The organism is Erwinia tasmaniensis Et1/99, assembly GCF_000026185.1.
GTDB classification, from domain to species: domain Bacteria; phylum Pseudomonadota; class Gammaproteobacteria; order Enterobacterales; family Enterobacteriaceae; genus Erwinia; species Erwinia tasmaniensis.
This window is the reverse complement of sequence record NC_010694.1, coordinates 3,786,956-3,805,879: the sequence shown is the minus strand read 5'-3', so window position 1 is coordinate 3,805,879 and position 18,924 is coordinate 3,786,956. Positions and strand designations below refer to the sequence as shown.

General features: G+C 53.9%; 20 protein-coding genes. 13 read left to right on the top strand and 7 right to left on the bottom strand.

Going from position 1 to position 18,924, the window contains the following annotated elements; genetic code table 11:
- Window positions 1-118: 118 nt before the first annotated feature.
- Window positions 119-1,114: an acyltransferase gene (locus ETA_RS18245; RefSeq protein WP_012443080.1), complete on the top strand. Its 996-nt coding sequence runs from the start codon at window positions 119-121 to the stop codon at window positions 1,112-1,114.
- On the opposite strand, the gene ETA_RS18240 is transcribed toward ETA_RS18245, so the two are convergent.
- The 4 genes from ETA_RS18240 to ETA_RS18225 form a co-directional block, all read right to left on the bottom strand.
- Complete coding sequence (locus tag ETA_RS18240; RefSeq protein ID WP_012443079.1) at window positions 1,099-1,551, bottom strand: SemiSWEET family sugar transporter; 453 nt, start codon at window positions 1,549-1,551, stop codon at window positions 1,099-1,101. The genes ETA_RS18245 and ETA_RS18240 overlap by 16 nt on opposite strands.
- Complete coding sequence (gene dalD / locus ETA_RS18235) at window positions 1,548-2,951, bottom strand: D-arabinitol 4-dehydrogenase (protein WP_012443078.1); 1,404 nt, start codon at window positions 2,949-2,951, stop codon at window positions 1,548-1,550. Before dalD ends, ETA_RS18240 begins: the two co-directional genes overlap by 4 nt.
- A 113-nt stretch (window positions 2,952-3,064) precedes the next feature.
- Window positions 3,065-3,985: a GlxA family transcriptional regulator gene (locus ETA_RS18230; protein ID WP_012443077.1), complete on the bottom strand. Its 921-nt coding sequence runs from the start codon at window positions 3,983-3,985 to the stop codon at window positions 3,065-3,067.
- Window position 3,986: 1 nt separating this feature from the next.
- Window positions 3,987-4,529 carry a cysteine hydrolase family protein gene (locus ETA_RS18225; protein WP_012443076.1) on the bottom strand — a complete coding sequence of 181 codons (543 nt, stop codon included), beginning with the start codon at window positions 4,527-4,529 and terminating at the stop codon, window positions 3,987-3,989.
- Here ETA_RS18225 and ETA_RS20085 point away from each other — a divergent pair.
- Entirely contained in the window at window positions 4,504-4,767 is a 264-nt protein-coding gene (locus ETA_RS20085; protein ID WP_157861826.1) for a hypothetical protein, read from the top strand. The genes ETA_RS18225 and ETA_RS20085 overlap by 26 nt on opposite strands.
- Here the strand turns inward: ETA_RS20085 and ETA_RS18220 are convergent.
- From ETA_RS18220 to ETA_RS18210, 3 genes are all read right to left on the bottom strand, one after another.
- Window positions 4,742-5,602: a carbon-nitrogen hydrolase family protein gene (locus tag ETA_RS18220; protein ID WP_042959216.1), complete on the bottom strand. Its 861-nt coding sequence runs from the start codon at window positions 5,600-5,602 to the stop codon at window positions 4,742-4,744. The genes ETA_RS20085 and ETA_RS18220 overlap by 26 nt on opposite strands.
- A 413-nt stretch (window positions 5,603-6,015) precedes the next feature.
- Complete coding sequence (locus ETA_RS18215) at window positions 6,016-6,351, bottom strand: DMT family transporter (RefSeq protein ID WP_012443073.1); 336 nt, start codon at window positions 6,349-6,351, stop codon at window positions 6,016-6,018.
- A 103-nt stretch (window positions 6,352-6,454) separates the two neighbouring features.
- Entirely contained in the window at window positions 6,455-7,036 is a 582-nt protein-coding gene (locus tag ETA_RS18210; RefSeq protein WP_012443072.1) for an HD domain-containing protein, read from the bottom strand.
- A 63-nt stretch (window positions 7,037-7,099) separates the two neighbouring features.
- On the opposite strand from ETA_RS18210, the gene ETA_RS18205 reads away from it, so the two are divergent.
- From ETA_RS18205 to bcsQ, 11 genes are all read left to right on the top strand, one after another.
- Window positions 7,100-7,561, top strand: a complete 462-nt coding sequence (locus ETA_RS18205; RefSeq protein ID WP_012443071.1) for a MarR family winged helix-turn-helix transcriptional regulator — start codon at window positions 7,100-7,102, stop codon at window positions 7,559-7,561.
- Window positions 7,562-7,651: 90 nt separating this feature from the next.
- Entirely contained in the window at window positions 7,652-8,080 is a 429-nt protein-coding gene (locus ETA_RS18200) for an organic hydroperoxide resistance protein (RefSeq protein WP_012443070.1), read from the top strand.
- Window positions 8,081-8,386: 306 nt separating this feature from the next.
- On the top strand, window positions 8,387-10,054 hold the full coding sequence (eptB, locus tag ETA_RS18195; RefSeq protein WP_012443069.1) for a kdo(2)-lipid A phosphoethanolamine 7''-transferase: 1,668 nt from the start codon (window positions 8,387-8,389) through the stop codon (window positions 10,052-10,054).
- A gap of 381 nt (window positions 10,055-10,435) precedes the next feature.
- The gene (locus ETA_RS18190; RefSeq protein ID WP_042959215.1) at window positions 10,436-10,885 is read left to right on the top strand and encodes a hypothetical protein; all 450 of its coding nucleotides are present in this window, start codon (window positions 10,436-10,438) and stop codon (window positions 10,883-10,885) included.
- Window positions 10,886-11,407: 522 nt separating this feature from the next.
- The gene (gene dppA, locus ETA_RS18185; RefSeq protein ID WP_012443068.1) at window positions 11,408-13,018 is read left to right on the top strand and encodes a dipeptide ABC transporter periplasmic-binding protein DppA; all 1,611 of its coding nucleotides are present in this window, start codon (window positions 11,408-11,410) and stop codon (window positions 13,016-13,018) included.
- A gap of 203 nt (window positions 13,019-13,221) precedes the next feature.
- Entirely contained in the window at window positions 13,222-14,241 is a 1,020-nt protein-coding gene (gene dppB / locus ETA_RS18180; RefSeq protein ID WP_012443067.1) for a dipeptide ABC transporter permease DppB, read from the top strand.
- A 9-nt stretch (window positions 14,242-14,250) separates the two neighbouring features.
- The gene (gene dppC, locus ETA_RS18175) at window positions 14,251-15,153 is read left to right on the top strand and encodes a dipeptide ABC transporter permease DppC (RefSeq protein ID WP_012443066.1); all 903 of its coding nucleotides are present in this window, start codon (window positions 14,251-14,253) and stop codon (window positions 15,151-15,153) included.
- 8 nt (window positions 15,154-15,161) lie between these two features.
- Window positions 15,162-16,148 (top strand): dipeptide ABC transporter ATP-binding protein, encoded by a 987-nt coding sequence (gene dppD, locus ETA_RS18170; protein ID WP_012443065.1) that lies wholly within the window; start codon window positions 15,162-15,164, stop codon window positions 16,146-16,148.
- Window positions 16,138-17,139, top strand: a complete 1,002-nt coding sequence (gene dppF / locus ETA_RS18165; RefSeq protein WP_012443064.1) for a dipeptide ABC transporter ATP-binding subunit DppF — start codon at window positions 16,138-16,140, stop codon at window positions 17,137-17,139. Before dppD ends, dppF begins: the two co-directional genes overlap by 11 nt.
- Window positions 17,140-17,490: 351 nt before the next feature.
- Window positions 17,491-18,114, top strand: a complete 624-nt coding sequence (gene bcsO, locus ETA_RS18160) for a cellulose biosynthesis protein BcsO (protein ID WP_012443063.1) — start codon at window positions 17,491-17,493, stop codon at window positions 18,112-18,114.
- Complete coding sequence (bcsQ, locus tag ETA_RS18155; protein WP_012443062.1) at window positions 18,105-18,902, top strand: cellulose biosynthesis protein BcsQ; 798 nt, start codon at window positions 18,105-18,107, stop codon at window positions 18,900-18,902. Before bcsO ends, bcsQ begins: the two co-directional genes overlap by 10 nt.
- The last annotated feature ends 22 nt before the right edge of the window (window positions 18,903-18,924 follow it).

Sequence of the window (18,924 nt, the reverse complement as noted above, 5' to 3'; positions counted from 1 at the left end):
CGCGCCACAAACGCGCCTTCATCCTGCTCCTAATTTCTTGTTTATGACTTGTTGAAGACGGGTCGACTGGCTACCCTCAATTCGCATACAGACAGGGTTGATCGGAAATGAGGATGAGATGTCGCACAAAATCGATTGGATAGAGAATTTACGCGCCGTGGCCTGTCTGATGGTGATTATGATCCATACCACTACCTGGTATGTGACTACCGGCATGTCGGTAGGTGAGCGCAGCTGGGATCTCTCCAACCTGCTGAATTCCGCCTCACGCGTTTGCGTACCGCTTTTCTTTATGATTTCTGGCTTCTTATTCTTTGGCGAGCGCAGCGCGCAGAAGCGGCATTTCCTACGCATCGTGCTGTGCCTGCTGTTTTACAGCGCGGTGGCGCTGCTCTACATCACGCTGTTAACGCCGATCAACGAGGCGCTCTCCATCCGGCATTTGCTGCAAAAGCCGGTGTTCTACCACCTGTGGTTCTTCTTCGCGATTATCGTTATTTATCTTTTTTCGCCCTTAATTCAGGTCAAACCGGTGCGTGCAGGCTATCTGGCCGTGGTAACGCTGGTGCTGGCGATCCTCGCCAACCCTAATACCGTCGACGGTTCCATCGCCCGATTCCACTGGCTGCCGATTAATTTGTATATCAGCGGCGATACGATTTACTACCTGTTATATGCGTTGACGGGGCGGGCGATAGGGATGATGGAGACGCAGAAACGCGGCGTTAGCGGGCTGGCTGGGGGAAGTTTTGTCCTCTGTGTTGGGCTGATCGCGTTCGGCACTAAAAGGCAGTTTGCGATAAACGGCGCTTTTGCCGATACCTGGTATCTGTATTGCGGCCCGGCGGTGTTTATTGCCGCCGTCAGTCTGCTGGTGCTGTTTAAAAACACCCTCAACCAGCGGGTTAATCCGTTTTTTGCGCTGATCTCACGCTATTCGTTGCCGATCTACGGCTTCCATGCCCTGTTTATCCACTTTATGCGCACCCATCAGCTGGACAATACCGATCGTCCGCTGCTGGATATCCCGCTGGTATTTACCCTGACCCTGCTGGGCAGTTTGCTACTTGCGGCGGGACTGAGGCGCATCGATAAATATCATTTGGTGAGCTGACGTTTTTTATCCCGGCGGCGCATTCCCGGCGTGACCAGCGGTCGAAGACGGCTGATGCGTGGGTTGAGGATCACCCCCGGCGTGCGTACCAGCCTGCGCCGGTTCGGGTTTCGCGTCGGGCGCTCGTGCCACAGTTTGAGCATAATCACCGTCAGAGCCAGTAGTGCGGTAATACCGTTAGCGCTCATCACCGGGACGTCGTGCATGCGGTAGCCGTACCACGTCCAGCAGGCAACGCCGAAGAACAGCGCGGCCCACATTCCCAGCGAGAGCCCGCTGGTATCCTTATTTTTAACGATATGCATGACCTGAAGGCAAAAGGACCCGGTGGTGACCCAGGCCGCCAGGGTTCCCAGCCATACCGGCCAAGGGGTGAGGAAGATTATCGATAACAGCGCCAGGACAACGGTGGCGATGACAATCAGCAGATTCTTCATGCACCTTCTCGCATCTGTTGCAGACCTTTGTCTACGTTATCCACCGCTGCGCTCAAATCGCGATACAGTTCAGGGCGGCCGGCCAGCGAACCGAATAATTTTTTCTGCTGAGTAAACGCCAGAAGGGGATCGTCGGCGTTGAAGATATCTGCGAACGGCACCTCGTCCAGCGCACGGTCTTCATAGTCGAACGGCAGCGTTCCGGCATGATGCTGCTGCATAAAGCGGAACCACAGGGCCGGGAGGATCAGCGTGGCTGCGGGTGTTGCGTCCTGCTTGTAACGGGCTTTCAGCGTTGGCACGATAAACTGCTGTAGCTTGGCGATACTGTCTGACGAGACGCGCTGCGTGGTATCGCGCACCCATTTATTGCTAAATCGGTTTAGTGTGGTTTCGCCGTAATGCGCTAAATCGATGTCACAAGGCTGTAACGCCGCCGCGACGTCTTTCAGCACGTAATCGCTCATCCACCGTTTGATCAGCGGTTGCAGACTCTGGTCGATATATTTTTTCCCCAGCAGCGCACCGGCCCAGGCAATACCGCTGTGGCTGGCGTTCAGTACGCGAATTTTGGCTTCTTCATACGGCGTCACGCTGCTGACAAACTCCACTCCGGCGTTTTCCAGCGCCGGGCGGCCGGCAATAAACTTGTCTTCCAGTACCCACTGCGAAAAGGCTTCGCAGGAAAGCGGGGCGCCGTCATTTTCGATCCCCTGTTCTGCCAGCCGCTCAAAGAGCGCGGCATCAAATTTTGGCGTGATGCGGTCAACCATGCCGTTAGGGGCAGAGGTATTCTGCTCGATCCACGCCAGCAGCTGCTGATCGCCCTTCGCGTTGACAAACTGTGATAGCCCGCGCGCCACGCTATCGCCGTTATCGCGCAGGTTGTCGCAGTTAAGCAACGTCACCGGGCCGGTTTCATTACGCATGCGTTCGCGCAGAATTTTCACCAGCGCCCCGTACAGCGTGCTGGTTTCCTGCTGCTCTGCCAGATCGGCCTGGATCGCCGGGTGTTCAAGATCAAGTTCGCCATCATCATCAAGGAAGTAGCCCCCCTCGGTGACGGTAAAGGAGATAATTTTCGTTGCTGCACTGGCACCCACGGCGACCAGCGATTTTAGCCCCTCATCCCACAGGATGACGTTTTCAACGGCTTCGATGGGCTGATAGACGATTTCACCTTCGGGAGAGATAATTTCCAGCGTGTAGCGACCCTGCTGTTTTGCCAGCTGTTGCAGCGTTTTTTGCGTTTTACTATTGCGAATATTGGCGAGAGAAAGTGCCCAGCTGTTGTCTCCCTGCTGGTGGAGTTGGTTCAAATACCAGCTCTGGTGTGCGCGGTGAAAGGCGCCAGCGCCAAGATGTAACCAGTTGGATTTTTTATCGTTGTTGGGGTGCAAACCTTATCCTTAATCTGATACAGATAGTGACAATGTTACCTGTAACCGTAGCACAGAAAATCAACGTTATAAAACTGGCGGCATCAGCGCCCGGCGGCGGCGGCGAGAAAAAATCACTCCTGCCAGCGCTCCAGGGCGCGGCGTAACTGGCGTGAGGAAGAGAACCCGGCTGACAGCGCCGCTCTTTCACTGCCTTCACCCTGCTGGAGCCGCTGGCGGGCAACGGTCAGACGCAGCTGTTGATGGTAATCACGCACGCTGATCCCCAGATGCTGCCGAAAGAGGCGCGTAAGATGGCGTGCGCTGACATGAGCGCACGAGGCAATTTCTTCCAGCGACCACGGCTGCTCCGGGTGTTGCGCCATCAGGTCCTGAGCCCGATGGATGGCAGGGTGGATATGGTTACGATAGCGCAGCCAGGGTGACAGCTGCGGGTCTTCCCCCGAACGACGGAAAAAGACCACCATTTCGCGTGCGACGTTCAGCGCGACCTGAGATCCGCACAGGTGGCCGATAAGATGTAGTGACAGATCGATGCCGGCGGTAATGCCCGCGCTGGTCCAGATAGCGCGATCTTCGACGAAAATGCGGTTTTCTTTAATGATCGCACCGGGTTCTGCCGCCTTCAGGCGAGCTATCACGTCGTGGTGAGTGGTGCACTGCACGCCGTTCAACAGCCCGGCCCTGGCGGCCAGCAGCGAGCCGGAACAGATACACACCAGCGTGAGCTGGCGTGCATGGATCATCGGCTGGATACGGAGCAGCCAGTTGCGTGCCGCCAGCGCTTGCGGGGTGTCAAACCACAGGCTGGAGTCGCTGACGCCGGGTATCACCAACAGACTTCCGACGGGCAGCGTTTCCGGCAGGGGTTCAATACGGCTGATCGACATGCCGGTTGAGGTCAGAACGCTTTCATCCGGGCCGATGTAGCGCAGGGAAAAGGCATCACCCGCCAACTTAAGCGTTTCCGCCGGGCCTGTCAGATCCAGCGCCATGATGCCGGGCAGGGTGATAAACCACACTGGAATAGTCATATTATGTCAGCTCCTGCAGGCAGTCATCGACGCGACGTATCGCGGCGAAACGGTCGATCAGCACGCTTTCGGTACGGTGGCGTAAATCGGCGATGCTGAGTGTCATACCGTTATGGGTAAGCGGGAATGTTAGCGTTGCTTCGGTCACAAAGGTCACGCGATAGCCAAAATCGGACGCCACGCGGGCCGTAGTTTCACAGCATTGCTCCGTTCGCAGGCCACTAATAATGACATGCTTCACCTGGCGCTGTTCCAGCCACTGCTGCAAACCGGAGTCGGTCAGCGCATTATGCACGGTTTTACGAAAGGTGGCCGCCGCCTGATGCTGTAGGAAAGGCAGACGTACCACTAAACCGGATCCCGCCGCAAAAGCCCCTTCGCTTTCCACATGCAGAATATCCACTATCGGAATACCTTTGGCCCGGCAGCCGTCTGCCAGCTGACTCAACACCAGCTCAAAGGCTGGGGTTTCAGGCGCCTCGAGGTAGCCACGATGATAGAAGGATTGCTGGGCATCAATGATTAACAGAACGCTATCGGTCATTTTCGGACTCCTGGCTGATTGGGTTAACCCTATCATCGCCAAGGCCCGTGACATAAAGAAGGTCAAAAACGGACATGATGTGGTCGTGGAGGGACAGGATGAGGGGGGAGCCCATCTTCGGCATGTTGCAGCCAAAACAGGGAAACCGAACTTTAACGCCGCTGATGGCACGGCTGCATTCAGCGGGTCACTGTTTTACTTTCTGTTCCGCATCACGATGATGATTGTGCCAGGCTAACAGGATCGGCCAGCGTGAAGTAACGTTCGGCGAAATCGCTTAGCATGCTTTCACGGCCGCGCATATCGCGCAGGAATGCCGGGTCCAGTTCTGTCACGATCACTTCCGTATCTTCTGCGCTGGCCTCGGCAATAAGCTTGCCGTAAGGATCCCAGACGGCGCTGCCGCCGCAGGCCTGCCAGCCTCCGGTCCTGCCAACGTGGTTGGACATCAGCACGTAGAGGGTGTTGTCCAGCGCGCGCGCTGGCATCCAGATACGGGATTCATGGTAGCCATTGCCACAGCTGAACAGGGCGCTCACCAGGTAAGCATGACATCCTGATAACGCGGCAGCGCGGGCGTGTTCGGCAAATCCGCTGTCGTAGCAGATAGCCAGCCCTAAAGACCATCCTTCGACCTCAATGGCTACCGCCTGCTGGCCGGGCTGGAAAAACTCCGCCTCGCTGCTGAACAGCGCCCGTTTGTGGTAACGGGCAAACAGCTCGCCCTCTGGGTTAAAGCACAGCGAGGTGATGCAAACCCCGGTATCTTCGCACGTAGCAGCACCAATAATGGCGAAAATACCCGCCTGACGGCAGGCTTCCGCAATCGGCTTCAGCCGCTGGTCATCAGCACCGATGGCATAACGGGCCGGATCGGCCTGGATTAATGCAGGTTCATAGCCGCTAAGAAATTTCTCTGGCAGCAGGATCACCTTAGCCCCCCATTCTGCCGCACGTTCGATAAGGCTAACGGACTGCTGCACATTGGCCGGGATATCTCCGGCCACAGGTTCCGCCTGCGCGACGGCGACTTTTAATTTATTCACGGGCCAGGTGTGGCGATACGCGCACATAGTTTGACTCCTTGAAACGTGCGCTCTTGCGGATGGCACGTTTGGTTTCAGCTCAGAGTATGTTGACCCGTACTGTGACCCGTTCTGGCTGGATACACATAAAAGAGAGGCAACGGATGCAGCATAATATCGGCAACGATTAACTGCCAGCTCGCGAAACCGTTATGGCAGCGCTCATGCGCGGCAAACAGCCGCATTGCGGCCGGGGACGACAGGCGCACGCTGCCCAGCCTCGATCGCTGGAAAAGGTTCGCTTCCAGAAAGTCGTGACGGGAAAAATGATTTGCTGACAGGGGGAAGGAAGAAATAGCGGGGTGACTAACATGATGGAAAGAGGCTTTATTTAAAGAAGCATGACGACAAAGGGGAGCCGTGGAATAGCATTCCCCTTTACCGTGAGGCCGTACTCTTTATCAGTGAGCGACAGATTTTGAAAACACCTGAATAATGATAATACCCGCGGCTATACAGAGCATTCCTGCAATGGCCGGAAGGTCGAGTCGCTGTTTATAGATGAAGAATGACATAATGGAGACCAGAAATATCCCCATTCCTGCCCAGATGGCATAGGCAATTCCAATATTCATGGTTTTAACAACCTGTGACAGACCATAAAATGAAATGGCATAGCCAATCACAACAAAAATACTGGGGATCAGTCGGGTGAATCCTTCTGACGCTTTCATCATGGTTGTGGCAAGCGTTTCAGCACAGATTGATATAGCAAGAATGAGATAAGTATTAGGCATAATTCCTTCAGATAGCCGTTGAGTTTGTGAAATTATACATGACCGCGATTGACAGAAACCTTAACGAACATGTTCTGGATGCGCCGGGCAGCCGTTGAGCGGACTAACGATACTTCGCTTCCTGCCGCTTAAACCAGTCTGTCGGGACATTGTGCGGCGGTTGCTCCAGCTGCCGTATGCCCTGCTCGATAATCCGTTCAGCCTGCTGCAACAGCGTAGCATTCCCGGCAGTGAGATACCCTGTCTGCACGCGTTTTTCAACCAGATAAACCCGGGCAAACTGGGGGGCGTACTGAACGATTGAACGCGTATTGTCGATAATATCGGCCAGTTTGATCGTTTGCGCCTCCGGGTTAGCGCGCTGCGAGTGCTGAAAATGGGCGACTTTGCGCGCCACACGGCTCAGACCTTCCGCGCCATCGCGATGGGTGAGCATATCAACCAGGGTGGCAATAGTGTCACCAAAGTGGCTGCGGATATCGTCAAGTGTGCTGGCGGTATCTTCGACAGTGTCGTGCAGCCACGCCGCAGCCAGCATGTTTTCATTGTGACTGACGCTGCGAACCAGCTCCACTACCGCTGCGGGATGTACGATATAAGGCTCGTCAGTATATTTTCGCCGCTGCCCGGCTTCGGCATGAGCTTTACTGGCATAGCGACGCGCTCTTTCTTCCACCGTATTCATGCTCTCTCTCCCCCGAAAATAAAATCGCTTGCTATTATATAGCTCACTACCTATCATCTTAACATGATGACCGATAAAGACGACAAGAAAGCGAGCGATGCACTACCACTGCTGCTTGACCAGCAGCTGTGCTTCGCGCTTTATTCCGCCAATCTGGCGCTGCATAAGTTGTACCGACAGCTGCTGGCCCCGCTTGGCATCACCTACCCACAATATCTGGTGATGATGGTGTTGTGGGAGCAGGATGATGTCACGGTATCTGAGGTCGGCACGCGTCTGTACCTTGATTCGGCCACCCTGACGCCATTATTAAAGCGTCTTGAAACGGCCGGTCTGTTAAACCGTCATCGTTCGCGTAAGGATGAACGTCAGGTGGTCGTTACGCTGACAGAGCAGGGAAGCGCACTGCGCGAGCAGGCGCTGGATCTCCCCGCATCCGTCTGTCGTGCCTCCGCCTGTGAACTGACGCAGCTGCAATCGCTGAAAAGTGAGCTTGAAATGCTACGCGATAACCTTAACGGTTAAGTGTGCTGACACCGGGAAAATGCCGTAAATTATTACTCTTATAAATAGTGTGCGATTTAATCGCAAGCAAACAAACTAAGGAATTTCACTATGTCATTAGAAAAAGTTATATACCGTGCAAAAGCAAAAGCCACCGGTGGACGTGATGGCCGTGCGACTTCCTCCGACGGCGTGCTGGACATCAAACTCGGCGTGCCGAAAGAGATGGGCGGTGCGGGCGGCGAAGCGACCAACCCAGAGCAGCTGTTTGCTGCCGGCTATTCCGCCTGTTTCCTGGGCGCGATGAAGTTTGTTGCCGGTCGCGATAAATTCACCATGCCAAAAGATGCCTTTATTGAGGGCGAAGTTGGCATCGGGCCGCTACCTACCGGGTTTGGTATTGAAGCTACGCTGAATATCCACCTGCCTGGTATGGACAGTGCTGAAGCTCAGAAGCTGGTTGATGCTGCACATATCGTCTGCCCTTACTCAAATGCGACCCGTGGCAATATCGACGTGACGCTGAATATCATTAACTAAGCTGACGTTATCTTAAACGGCCGGGTTTATCTGACCCGGCCGTTGTCATTTTCCCTTTCTTAATCAGAAAATTGCGCGAGCTTTATTATAAATCGCTCACTTTTTTTCCGTGGTTTACCCTAAGCACAGACGCGCAGGCGTAAGTATGTTTAACTGACCCCCCTGCAACGTCATCTCGTTCCCCAGGTTTATAACCCTTCTTGAGGTTAAACGTTCGCGTCGGTGAACTCTGACGTATCGCCAGGGTCTGATTAGCGTTCGGATGGTGTTTGGCAATTGTTCAGATTAGGTCAGGATTAAGGTTGAATGAATTATATTAAAATGTGTACCCAACAAACGCTGTCGCTGCTGTTGGCCCTCTATATCGGACTGTTCCTCAACATGCCGGTGTTTTATCGTCGCTTCGACCCCTTCCTCGCTAAGTTTGCAATGATGCAATGGCTGTCCGCGTTGGCTGAAGTTGTGGCAGTTGTGTTGTTGGTTTTCTTCCTGCTGCGCCTGCTGTCGCTGGGGGGAAAACTATTCTGGCGCCTGTCCGTCAGCCTGCTGGTGGTGATCTCCGTGGCGGCCAGCTACTACATGACCTTCTTTAATGTTGTCATCGGCTACGGCATTGTTGCCTCGGTGATGACCACTGACACCGACCTGTCGAAAGAGGTGGTGGGCTACCACTTTGTGCTGTGGATGGTGCTCATCAGCCTTATCCCGCTGGTCGCGGTCTGGCGCAGCCGTCTGCGTCTGACGCTGCTTGAACAGATGAAAACGCCAGGGCAGCGCATCAAACCGCTTCTTACGCTACTGCTGGCCGTGCTGCTGGTCTGGCTGCCCATCCGTTATTTCGATAAGGCTCAAAGCGCCAACGAGAAGCAGACCAATATCGATCTGCCAAGCTACGGTGGCGTGGTGGCACACTCCTACCTGCCGTCTAACTGGCTGACGGCGCTGGGACTGTTTGCCTATACCAGCTACGACGAACATATGGACAGTGGTAACCTGCTCGATCCGGCGAAAAAATTTACTTACACCGCGCCTGCCGGAATAGATGACACCTATGTGGTGTTCGTGATCGGCGAAACCACGCGCTGGGACCATATGGGCCTGCTGGGCTACCAACGCGATACCACACCGAAGCTGTCTAAAGAGAAAAATCTGGTGGCGTTCCGTGGTGAGTCCTGCGATACCTCCACCAAGCTTTCGCTGCGCTGTATGTTTGTGCGCGAGGGGGGAACGGATGATAACCCGGCCCGCACGCTTAAAGAGCAGAACGTGTTTGCGGTGCTGAAAGAGCTGGGCTTCAGTTCAGATCTGTATGCGATGCAGAGCGAGGTTTGGTTCTATAACAATACCAATGCAGACAGCTACGCCTTCCGCGAACAGATTGGCTCAGAGCAGCGTAATCAGGGTAAATCGGTGGACGATATGCTGCTGATACCCGAGCTGAAGTCGTCTATTGACGATCATGCAAAGGGCAAACATCTGGTGATACTGCACACCAAAGGCTCACACTATCTTTATTCACAGCGCTATCCACGCGAATTTGCCCGCTACCAGCCGGAGTGCATGGGCGTAGACGATACCTGTAGTAAAGAGATGCTGATCAACGCTTACGACAACTCCATTCTGTATATCGACACCATGCTCGACAGCGTGTTTGACCAGCTGCGTGATAAGAAGGCGATTGTGTTTTATGCCGCCGATCACGGCGAATCGATCAGCGATAACATGCACCTGCACGGCACGCCACGCAATATGGCCCCGCCGGAGCAGTTCCGCGTGCCGATGATGGTCTGGGCATCAGATAAGTATCTTGCCGATGGGCAAAATAAGCGCGCTTTTGAGCAGCTACAGGCGCAGCAGCGTGCGGGTAAAACTCACCGCCATGTTGAACTGTTTGACACCATCTTAGGCTGTCTGGGCTACACCTCCCCAAATGGCGGCATTAACCCGTCTAATAACTGGTGTGCCGCACCATAAACTCTTCAGGGCCGTCTGCTCCAAACGGCGGCCCCGCTATCCAGCGATTATTGATAAAGCTGGGCCTGCATCACAATAGCGGCAGGTCACAACTGCTGACTATTCCCCCCCCCTCCTCTCGAATAAATGTATATTCACTCCTGTTTTTCACGGTCGCTAACGACCGTTTTAATTGACTTTCTTAACGCTGTTGTTTAAAAGTTGATGCGTTCTTAAAAAGCTAATTCATATTTTCAATAATGCATTAAAAAACATAAATAATATCAACCAGCATCGCCGGCTGTCGGTAATAACCTAACCTATTCGACTTACCGTAAGGTTGAAAGGTAATATTTTAGAAAAAGTAATTATTTGACTATCGGCTGAAAAGGATCTTTTAGAATGCTATTTTTTTCCCCGACATTACACCTCGCACGCGCACATTTTTTAAAAAGCAGCAGTTCAGCCAGCTGGTTGGCGTTCAATAATAAACGTCATATCCCTTTTGCAGAGAAGCTTGTTAAGGTCAAATTAACAAATGCAGAGCTAAAGATGAGGCGAATGGATAGTCTTAACCAAAATACCACTCAGGACTCGCAAAAAATGATTTCGATGAAAGATAAAATAGTAAAATACCATGAAATAGAAAAAAACATTTCTCTCCTTAAAAAAATAAAGTGTATAGACATCCAGAACGTATTCGAACCAGGATATACCCAAATGGATAAAAACGACTCTCCACCTCTGCCTTACGTATCACAAGTTAACCTAAACACGCATTTCCCCCCTCGGTCTTATCGCAGTTGCTGTGGAAAGTGGATCGCCCTGAGTGGTAAAGAAAATCTTATATAAACCGGCTGAAGATAGCAGTCCGTCTACGGTTACTTAATTCGTTACGCATTTTACTTATGGTCAGCTTCAATACGTTGACCATTTCTTATTTATGAGTTGCAGCGTTTTTGTCTGTTAAACAGGACTCCATGCTGTTTTCTCATGGAGAATGGCGACTTTTTTAGATTATTTATAAAGTTTATTCGCAGAGTAACGCACTGCTAATATGTTTTTTTTAGGTGGTTAAGACTGATTTTTTGACTTAACGCGCTGATATTTACGATGAAGAAAGGGCTTAATGGCATTTTTATATTTGGTTGCTGAATCTCACATTAGTAGTAAAAAACTGGCGTTTGTATTGACGTTCTTTGCAACTATTGACAAATTGAAGCTTCAGTACAAAAGGTATGGGAATCTTCTGGTCACTTCAGGGCAACCAATCTCGCTATGTCACTGATGCCGTAAGGCACCACGCACAGGCCACCCACAATAATTATTGGCCGGCGTACAACACACATCACACATCACTACTGGAGTATAAACATGCGTATTCCCCAGGCTAAATTCGGTATGCTTAAAGTGGGTCTCACTACCCTTGCATTGATGATTGCCACAGGCGTTCAGGCAAAAACTCTGGTTTACTGTTCTGAGGGTTCGCCAGAGGGTTTTAACCCGCAGCTCTTTACTTCGGGTACCACCTATGACGCCAGTTCAGTGCCGATCTACAACCGTCTGGTTGAATTTAAAATCGGCACCACTGAAATTGAGCCGGGCCTGGCGGAAAAATGGGATGTCAGCCCTGATGGCAAAACCTATACCTTCCACTTACGCAAGGGCGTGAAGTGGCAGACCAGCAAAGATTTTAAACCTACGCGCAACTTCAACGCTGACGACGTGGTGTTCTCGTTCGAGCGCCAGCTGGATAAGAACAATAAATATCACGGCGTTTCCGGCGGCAGCTACGAGTACTTTGAAGGCATGGATATGCCGAAGCTGATTAGCAAAATTGTTAAAGTCGATGATTACACCGTTCGTTTCGAGCTGAACCGTCCAGAGTCGCCGTTCCTTGCCGACCTCGGCATGGATTTTGCCTCAATCCTCTCCGCTGAATATGCCGATAACATGCTGAAAGCCGGTACGCCGGACAAGCTGGATCTGAATCCGGTTGGCACCGGGCCGTTCCAGCTTCTGCAGTACCAGAAAGATTCGCGCATCCTGTATAAAGCCAACCCGGACTACTGGGGCAGCAAGCCGAAGATAGACCGTCTGGTGTTCTCCATCACGCCTGATGCCTCCGTACGCTACGCCAAAATGCAAAAAGGCGAATGCCACGTGATGCCGTTCCCCAACCCGGCCGACCTTACGCGCATGAAGGAAGATAAAAATATCAACCTGATGCAGATGCCCGGCCTGAACGTGGGTTACCTGGCGTACAACACGGAAAAGAAACCGCTGGATAATCTGAAGGTGCGTCAGGCACTAACCCTGTCGGTCAACAAAAAAGCGATTATCGAAGCGGTTTATCAGGGGGCAGGCCAGGCGGCGAAAAATCTTATCCCCCCTACCATGTGGGGCTATAACGACAGTATTCAGGACTACGGTTACGATCCCGAAAAAGCCAAAGCCCTGTTGAAAGAAGCCGGCATGGCGGAGGGCTTTACTATCGATCTGTGGGCGATGCCGGTGCAGCGTCCGTACAACCCGAATGCGCGTCGCATGGCCGAAATGATCCAAAACGACTGGGCGAAGATTGGCGTGAAGGCAAAAATCGTCACCTACGAATGGGGTGAATACCTGAAGCGTGCCAAAGCCGGTGAACATCAGACCGTGATGATGGGCTGGACCGGAGACAACGGGGACCCGGACAACTTCTTCGCCACCCTGTTTAGCTGTGCCGCTGCGAAAGACGGATCGAACTATTCACGCTGGTGCTATAAGCCGTTTGAAGACCTGATCCAACCCGCCCGCGCCGAAGCCGATCACAGCAAGCGTATCGCTGACTACCAGCAGGCTCAGGTGGTGATGCATGACCAGGTGCCTGCGCTGGTTGTCGCGCACTCAATGGTGTACGAACCGGTCAGTAAAAAGGTTTCTGGTTACGTGGTTGATCCTTTAGGTAAGCACCATTTCGATAACGTCGATATCCAGGAATAAAGTATTGGCCGTGTGAAAACGGCCAGACGGATCCCCAAAGGGCCGGGGAACCCCGGCCCTTCTTGCCAGTGAGCAAAACGGTCGTCAAGGCGCATGATTTGCGTAGCGAGTGGTTAATACCCACGGGTATCACCGCGCGCAAGATGTGAGCAATAATAATCCTGTCGGTTACGGCTGGCAGGAAACAAAAGAGAATCCGGAATATGCTGCAGTTCATACTCCGACGCCTGGGGCTTGTCATCCCGACGTTTATTGGTATCACCCTGTTAACCTTCGCGTTTGTGCACATGATCCCCGGTGACCCGGTGATGATTATGGTCGGCGAACGCGGTATCTCCGCTGAACGCCATGCCCAGCTGATGTCCCAGCTCGGCCTGGATAAACCCCTTTGGCAGCAGTACATCACCTATATCAATGGCGTCATGCACGGTGATTTGGGCATGTCGCTGAAGAGTCGCGTGCCGGTATGGGACGAATTCGTACCGCGCTTTAAGGCCACGCTGGAACTGGGCATTTGCGCGATGCTGTTTGCCATTGCCGTCGGCATTCCGACCGGCGTGCTGGCGGCGGTCAAACGCGGCTCCATTTTTGACCACACCGCCGTGGGTATTTCACTCACCGGCTACTCAATGCCGATTTTCTGGTGGGGCATGATGCTGATCATGCTGGTATCGGTGCAGCTCAATCTGACCCCGGTCTCCGGGAGAATTGCCGATACCGTCTTTCTTGATGACAGCCAGCCGTTAACCGGCTTTATGCTGATCGACACCCTGATCTGGGGCGAACCCGGCGATTTCAAAGATGCGGTGATGCACATGATCCTGCCGGCCGTCGTGCTGGGAACTATTCCACTGGCGGTGATTGTGCGCATGACGCGATCGGCGATGCTGGAAGTGCTGGGTGAAGACTATATCCGTACCGCGCGCGCCAAAGGGTTGACGCCCCTACGGGTTATCGTGGTGCACGCCTTGCGCAATGCCATGCTGCCGGTGGTCACGGTGATCGGGCTACAGGTCGGCACGCTGCTGGCCGGCGCCATCCTCACTGAAACCATTTTCTCCTGGCCGGGCCTGGGGCGCTGGTTAATTGATGCACTCCAGCGTCGCGACTATCCGGTGGTGCAAGGCGGGGTGCTGATGGTGGCCACGCTGATTATTCTCGTCAATCTGCTGGTTGACCTGCTTTACGGCGTGGTGAATCCGCGCATCCGTCACAAGAAATAAGGGGCCAACATGTCTGTTATGGATCCAGGCAGCGCGACTGCTGCACCCAAGCCGATGACCCCGTTACAGGAATTCTGGCACTACTTTAAGCGTAACAAAGGTGCCGTCATTGGCCTGGTCTACGTGGTTTTGATGGTACTGATCGCCCTTTTTGCCAACGTGCTGGCACCACACGCGCCCGCAGAGCAGTTCCGTGATGCGCTGCTGCGTCCGCCAGCCTGGCAGGAGGGCGGCAGCTGGCAGTATCTGTTTGGCACCGACGACGTGGGTCGTGATGTGCTGTCGCGCCTGATGTACGGCGCGCGCCTGTCGTTACTGGTCGGCTGTCTGGTGGTGATCCTGTCGCTGGTGCTGGGGGTGATATTTGGCCTGATCGCCGGTTACCTGGGCGGGGCGGTTGACGCGGCCATTATGCGTCTGGTGGACATTATGCTGGCGCTGCCAAGCCTGCTGCTGGCGCTGGTGCTGGTGGCTATTTTTGGCCCGTCGATTGTGAATGCCTCGCTGGCATTGACCTTTGTGGCGCTGCCGCACTATATCCGTCTTACCCGGGCAGCGGTACTGGTCGAGGTGACGCGAGATTACGTGACGGCATCGCGCGTGGCGGGGGCCGGTATGCTGCGCCAGATGTTCGTCAACATTTTACCAAACTGCCTGGCACCGCTGATCGTGCAGGCATCTCTCGGTTTTTCCAACGCCATTCTGGATATGGCCGCGTTGGGTTTCCTGGGTATGGGCGCGCAGCCGCCTACGCCGGAATGGGGCACCATGCTCTCCGACGTCCTGCAGTTCGCGCAAAGTGCCTGGTGGGTGGTCACCTTCCCAGGGGTGACGATCCTGCTGACGGTACTGGCATTTAACCTGATGGGCGACGGCTTACGCGACGCTCTGGACCCGAAACTCAAACAGTAGGCAGCGAAATGGCATTATTAACTGTAGATAAGCTTTCGGTGCATTTCGGTGACGAAAAAGCACCGTTCCGCGCCGTGGACCGCATCAGCTATCGGGTTGAGCAGGGGCAGGTGGTGGGTATTGTTGGTGAGTCCGGCTCCGGTAAGTCCGTCAGCTCGCTAGCGATCATGGGGCTGATTGACTATCCCGGTAAGGTGATGGCCGAACAGCTGGTCTTTAATCAGCGCGACCTGCAGCGCATCTCTGAAAAAGAGCGCCGCCAGCTGGTGGGCTCGGAAGTGGCGATGATTTTCCAGGATCCGATGACCAGCCTTAATCCTTGTTACACCGTGGGGTTCCAGATTATGGAAGCCATCAAGGTGCATCAGGGCGGCAATCGCCGCACTCGTCGCCAGCGTGCGATCGATCTGCTGGAGCAGGTGGGCATCCCGGACCCGGCTTCGCGGCTGGATGTTTACCCGCATCAGCTGTCTGGTGGGATGAGCCAGCGCGTGATGATCGCGATGGCGATTGCCTGTCGGCCAAAGCTGCTGATTGCCGATGAGCCAACCACGGCGCTGGACGTGACCATCCAGGCGCAGATCATTGAGCTGCTGCTTGACCTGCAACGCCAGGAAAATATGGCGCTGATCCTGATCACGCATGACCTGGCGCTGGTGGCAGAAGCCGCGCAGCACATCATCGTGATGTACGCGGGCCAGGTGGTGGAAACCGGCGAAGCGCGGGATATCTTTAAGGCCCCTCGTCATCCCTATACCCAGGCGCTGCTGCGTGCGCTGCCGGAATTTGCCGCGGATAAAGCGCGACTGGCGTCACTGCCTGGCGTCGTGCCCGGCAAGTACGATCGGCCGAGCGGCTGCCTGCTGAACCCACGCTGTCCGTATGCGAAAGAACGCTGTCGTAGCGAAGAGCCCCCCTTGCGTGATATTGCCGGGCGTCAGTCAAAATGTCATTTCCCTCTGGACGATGCCGGGAGGCCCTCTTATGAAGCCTGAACACGATAAATCGCACCTGTTGATGCAGGCCATCGACCTGAAAAAACACTACCCGGTGAAAAAGGGGCTGTTTGGCCAACAGCAGCTGGTCAAAGCCCTTGATGGGGTTTCGTTCGACCTGGAACGCGGCAAAACGCTGGCGGTGGTGGGGGAGTCCGGCTGCGGTAAATCCACGCTGGGTCGCCTGTTGACCATGATTGAAACGCCCACGGAAGGTCAGCTGTTTTATCAGGGACAGGATCTGCTACAGCCCGACCCGCAGGCAGAAAAACTGCGCCGTCAGAAAATTCAGATCGTTTTCCAGAACCCGTACGGCTCGCTCAATCCGCGCAAAAAGGTCAGTCAGATCCTTGAGGAGCCTTTGGTGATTAATACCCGCCTGACCCGCGCCGAACGGCGGGAGAAAGCGCTGGAGATGATGGCGAAGGTGGGGCTGAAAACCGAGCATTACGACCGCTACCCGCATATGTTTTCCGGCGGCCAGCGTCAGCGCATTGCCATTGCGCGCGGGTTAATGCTCGACCCTGACGTGCTGATTGCCGATGAGCCGGTATCGGCACTCGACGTTTCGGTACGTGCGCAGGTGCTGAATCTGATGATGGACCTGCAACAGGAGCTTGGCCTGTCTTACATCTTTATCTCTCACGATCTGTCGGTAGTGGAGCATATCGCCGATGAAGTGATGGTGATGTATCTCGGCCGTTGCGTAGAGAAGGGCAGCAAGGAGGCGATTTTTGCCAACCCGCGCCATCCTTACACGCAGGCGTTGCTGTCGGCGACCCCTCGCCTTAACCCGGACGAGCGCCGCGAACGTATCAAACTGACCGGAGAGCTGCCAAGTCCGCTCAATCCACCGCCGGGCTGTGCGTTTAACGCGCGCTGTCGCCGCCGCTTTGGCACCTGCGTGCAGCTACAGCCTAAGTTGAAAAACGTCGATGGCCAGCAGATTGCCTGCTTTGCCGTTGAGCAGGACGAAAGCCGGCCGTCCTGAACAGAGCAGGGGGCACCGGTTGCCCCCTGTTCCCCGCATTAAAGCAGACTGCCAGATCCTGATGATATTTGGTGGCTTTCATTCCGTGAAATAGCAAAGAAATCAGAATGAAAACATTCTGAAGCATAAATAAGGCCGTCATAAATAAATAGAGAATTCAGTCTTATTTATTCCCTGTCATTGTCTTAAATTCCCTGTTTTGTTTAAATAAATTACCGCACATTGTTTATTATTGATGATTATCAACATGAGATTATACTTATTTTATAAGAATAATCTCATGTTGTATTACCGTTGTTCCGATGATGTGTTACATTCAGGGGAAATTCCCTACCTTCGGCGATCATACTGATGAAAAGTTATGATGACCTGCAGCGTTTTAAAGAAAAAATAAAAACAAAGAATATTGATTTTAAAGATATGTCTGAGCAATTGTTTCATGCCAACGACACCCGCTGGGCGGTGATTAAGCAGCTTATGAATGAAAATGCCGGGTCTGAGTGGCATATCGGCCAGCGAATTGGCATACCGCGCACGGTCAACTCCACGGCTTTTCTGGCCCCGAAGCGCGCTGAAAAGTCCGTAATGTTGGGCAGCAACCCACGGGAAGCGGTAAAAAAAACGGGGGCACCGTTGCTGAACAGTATTGCTGTTTCCATGCCGTTGCCTGAAGCCACCTCGGCCGCCGCGCGTGCTGACGTTCCGCCGCCGTCCATGGCGCAGATGGCCGCCGTATCCGGTCTGACCCTCTTGAAGCAGTTGGAGTCGGTGCCGGCTTCACCATCCGCCACGGCCAGCACCGCACCGGTATCACCACGGCCTTTTGCGGTGGCTGCAACGGCAACGGAGGCAGAGGAGTCCGCGAAATCTGCCTATGGACGGTTATTTCGTTCGTCGGCCGCGCTGGCATCGGATGCGATGGGGAAAGAGACATTGCTCAAACCCCTGCTGGAGAAAATTGCCTTATGCCGCTAGTTTGTGTCTGCTCTCCTAAAGGCGGGGTAGGTAAAACCACGCTGGTGGCCAACCTGGCCTATGCGCTGGCGCGTGACGGCAGCAAAGTGCTGGCGATTGACTTTGATGTGCAGAATGCTTTGCGCCTGCACTTCGGCGTGCCGCTGTCAGACGGCCGCGGTTTTGTGGCGACATCTGCGCAATCTTCTGACTGGAGCCAGTCCATCCTCACCACCGACGACACTATCTTTGTTATGCCCTATGGTGAGGTCACAGAAGATCAGCGTATTGATTTTGAATCACGTTTAACCAACGACGCCAACTTTATCGCCAGGGGGCTGCACGCGGTTCTCAACTATCCGGGGCTGGTCATTATTGCCGATTTTCCGCCTGGGCCGGGGCCGGCTCTGAAAGCGATGGTGGCGCTTGCCGATTTGCATTTGGTGGTCATGATGTCTGATACCGCCTCTCTTGCCCTACTGTCGCAGATCGAAAATGAAAAAATGATCGGTGGCGAGCTGAATCGCCGGGCCGGTCACTGCTTCGTGCTGAATCAGATCGATAACCGCCGTCAAATCAGCCGCGATGTCACCGCCTTTATGCAGCAGCGCCTCGGCGACAGGTTGATTGGTGTCATCAACCGCGATGAAAGCGTGGTGGAGGCGAATGGATCACAGCAGTCTATTTTTGAATTTAATCCGGTCTCTGCTGCGGCTTTTGATATTGAGCTGATTGGTAAGCGCCTGGTGGCATTGCTGAATATCAACGTGGGTAACGGGGAAATGCACGCACCGCTCACCTCTCGTTAATTTTCGGATTATCGCCAGGCAG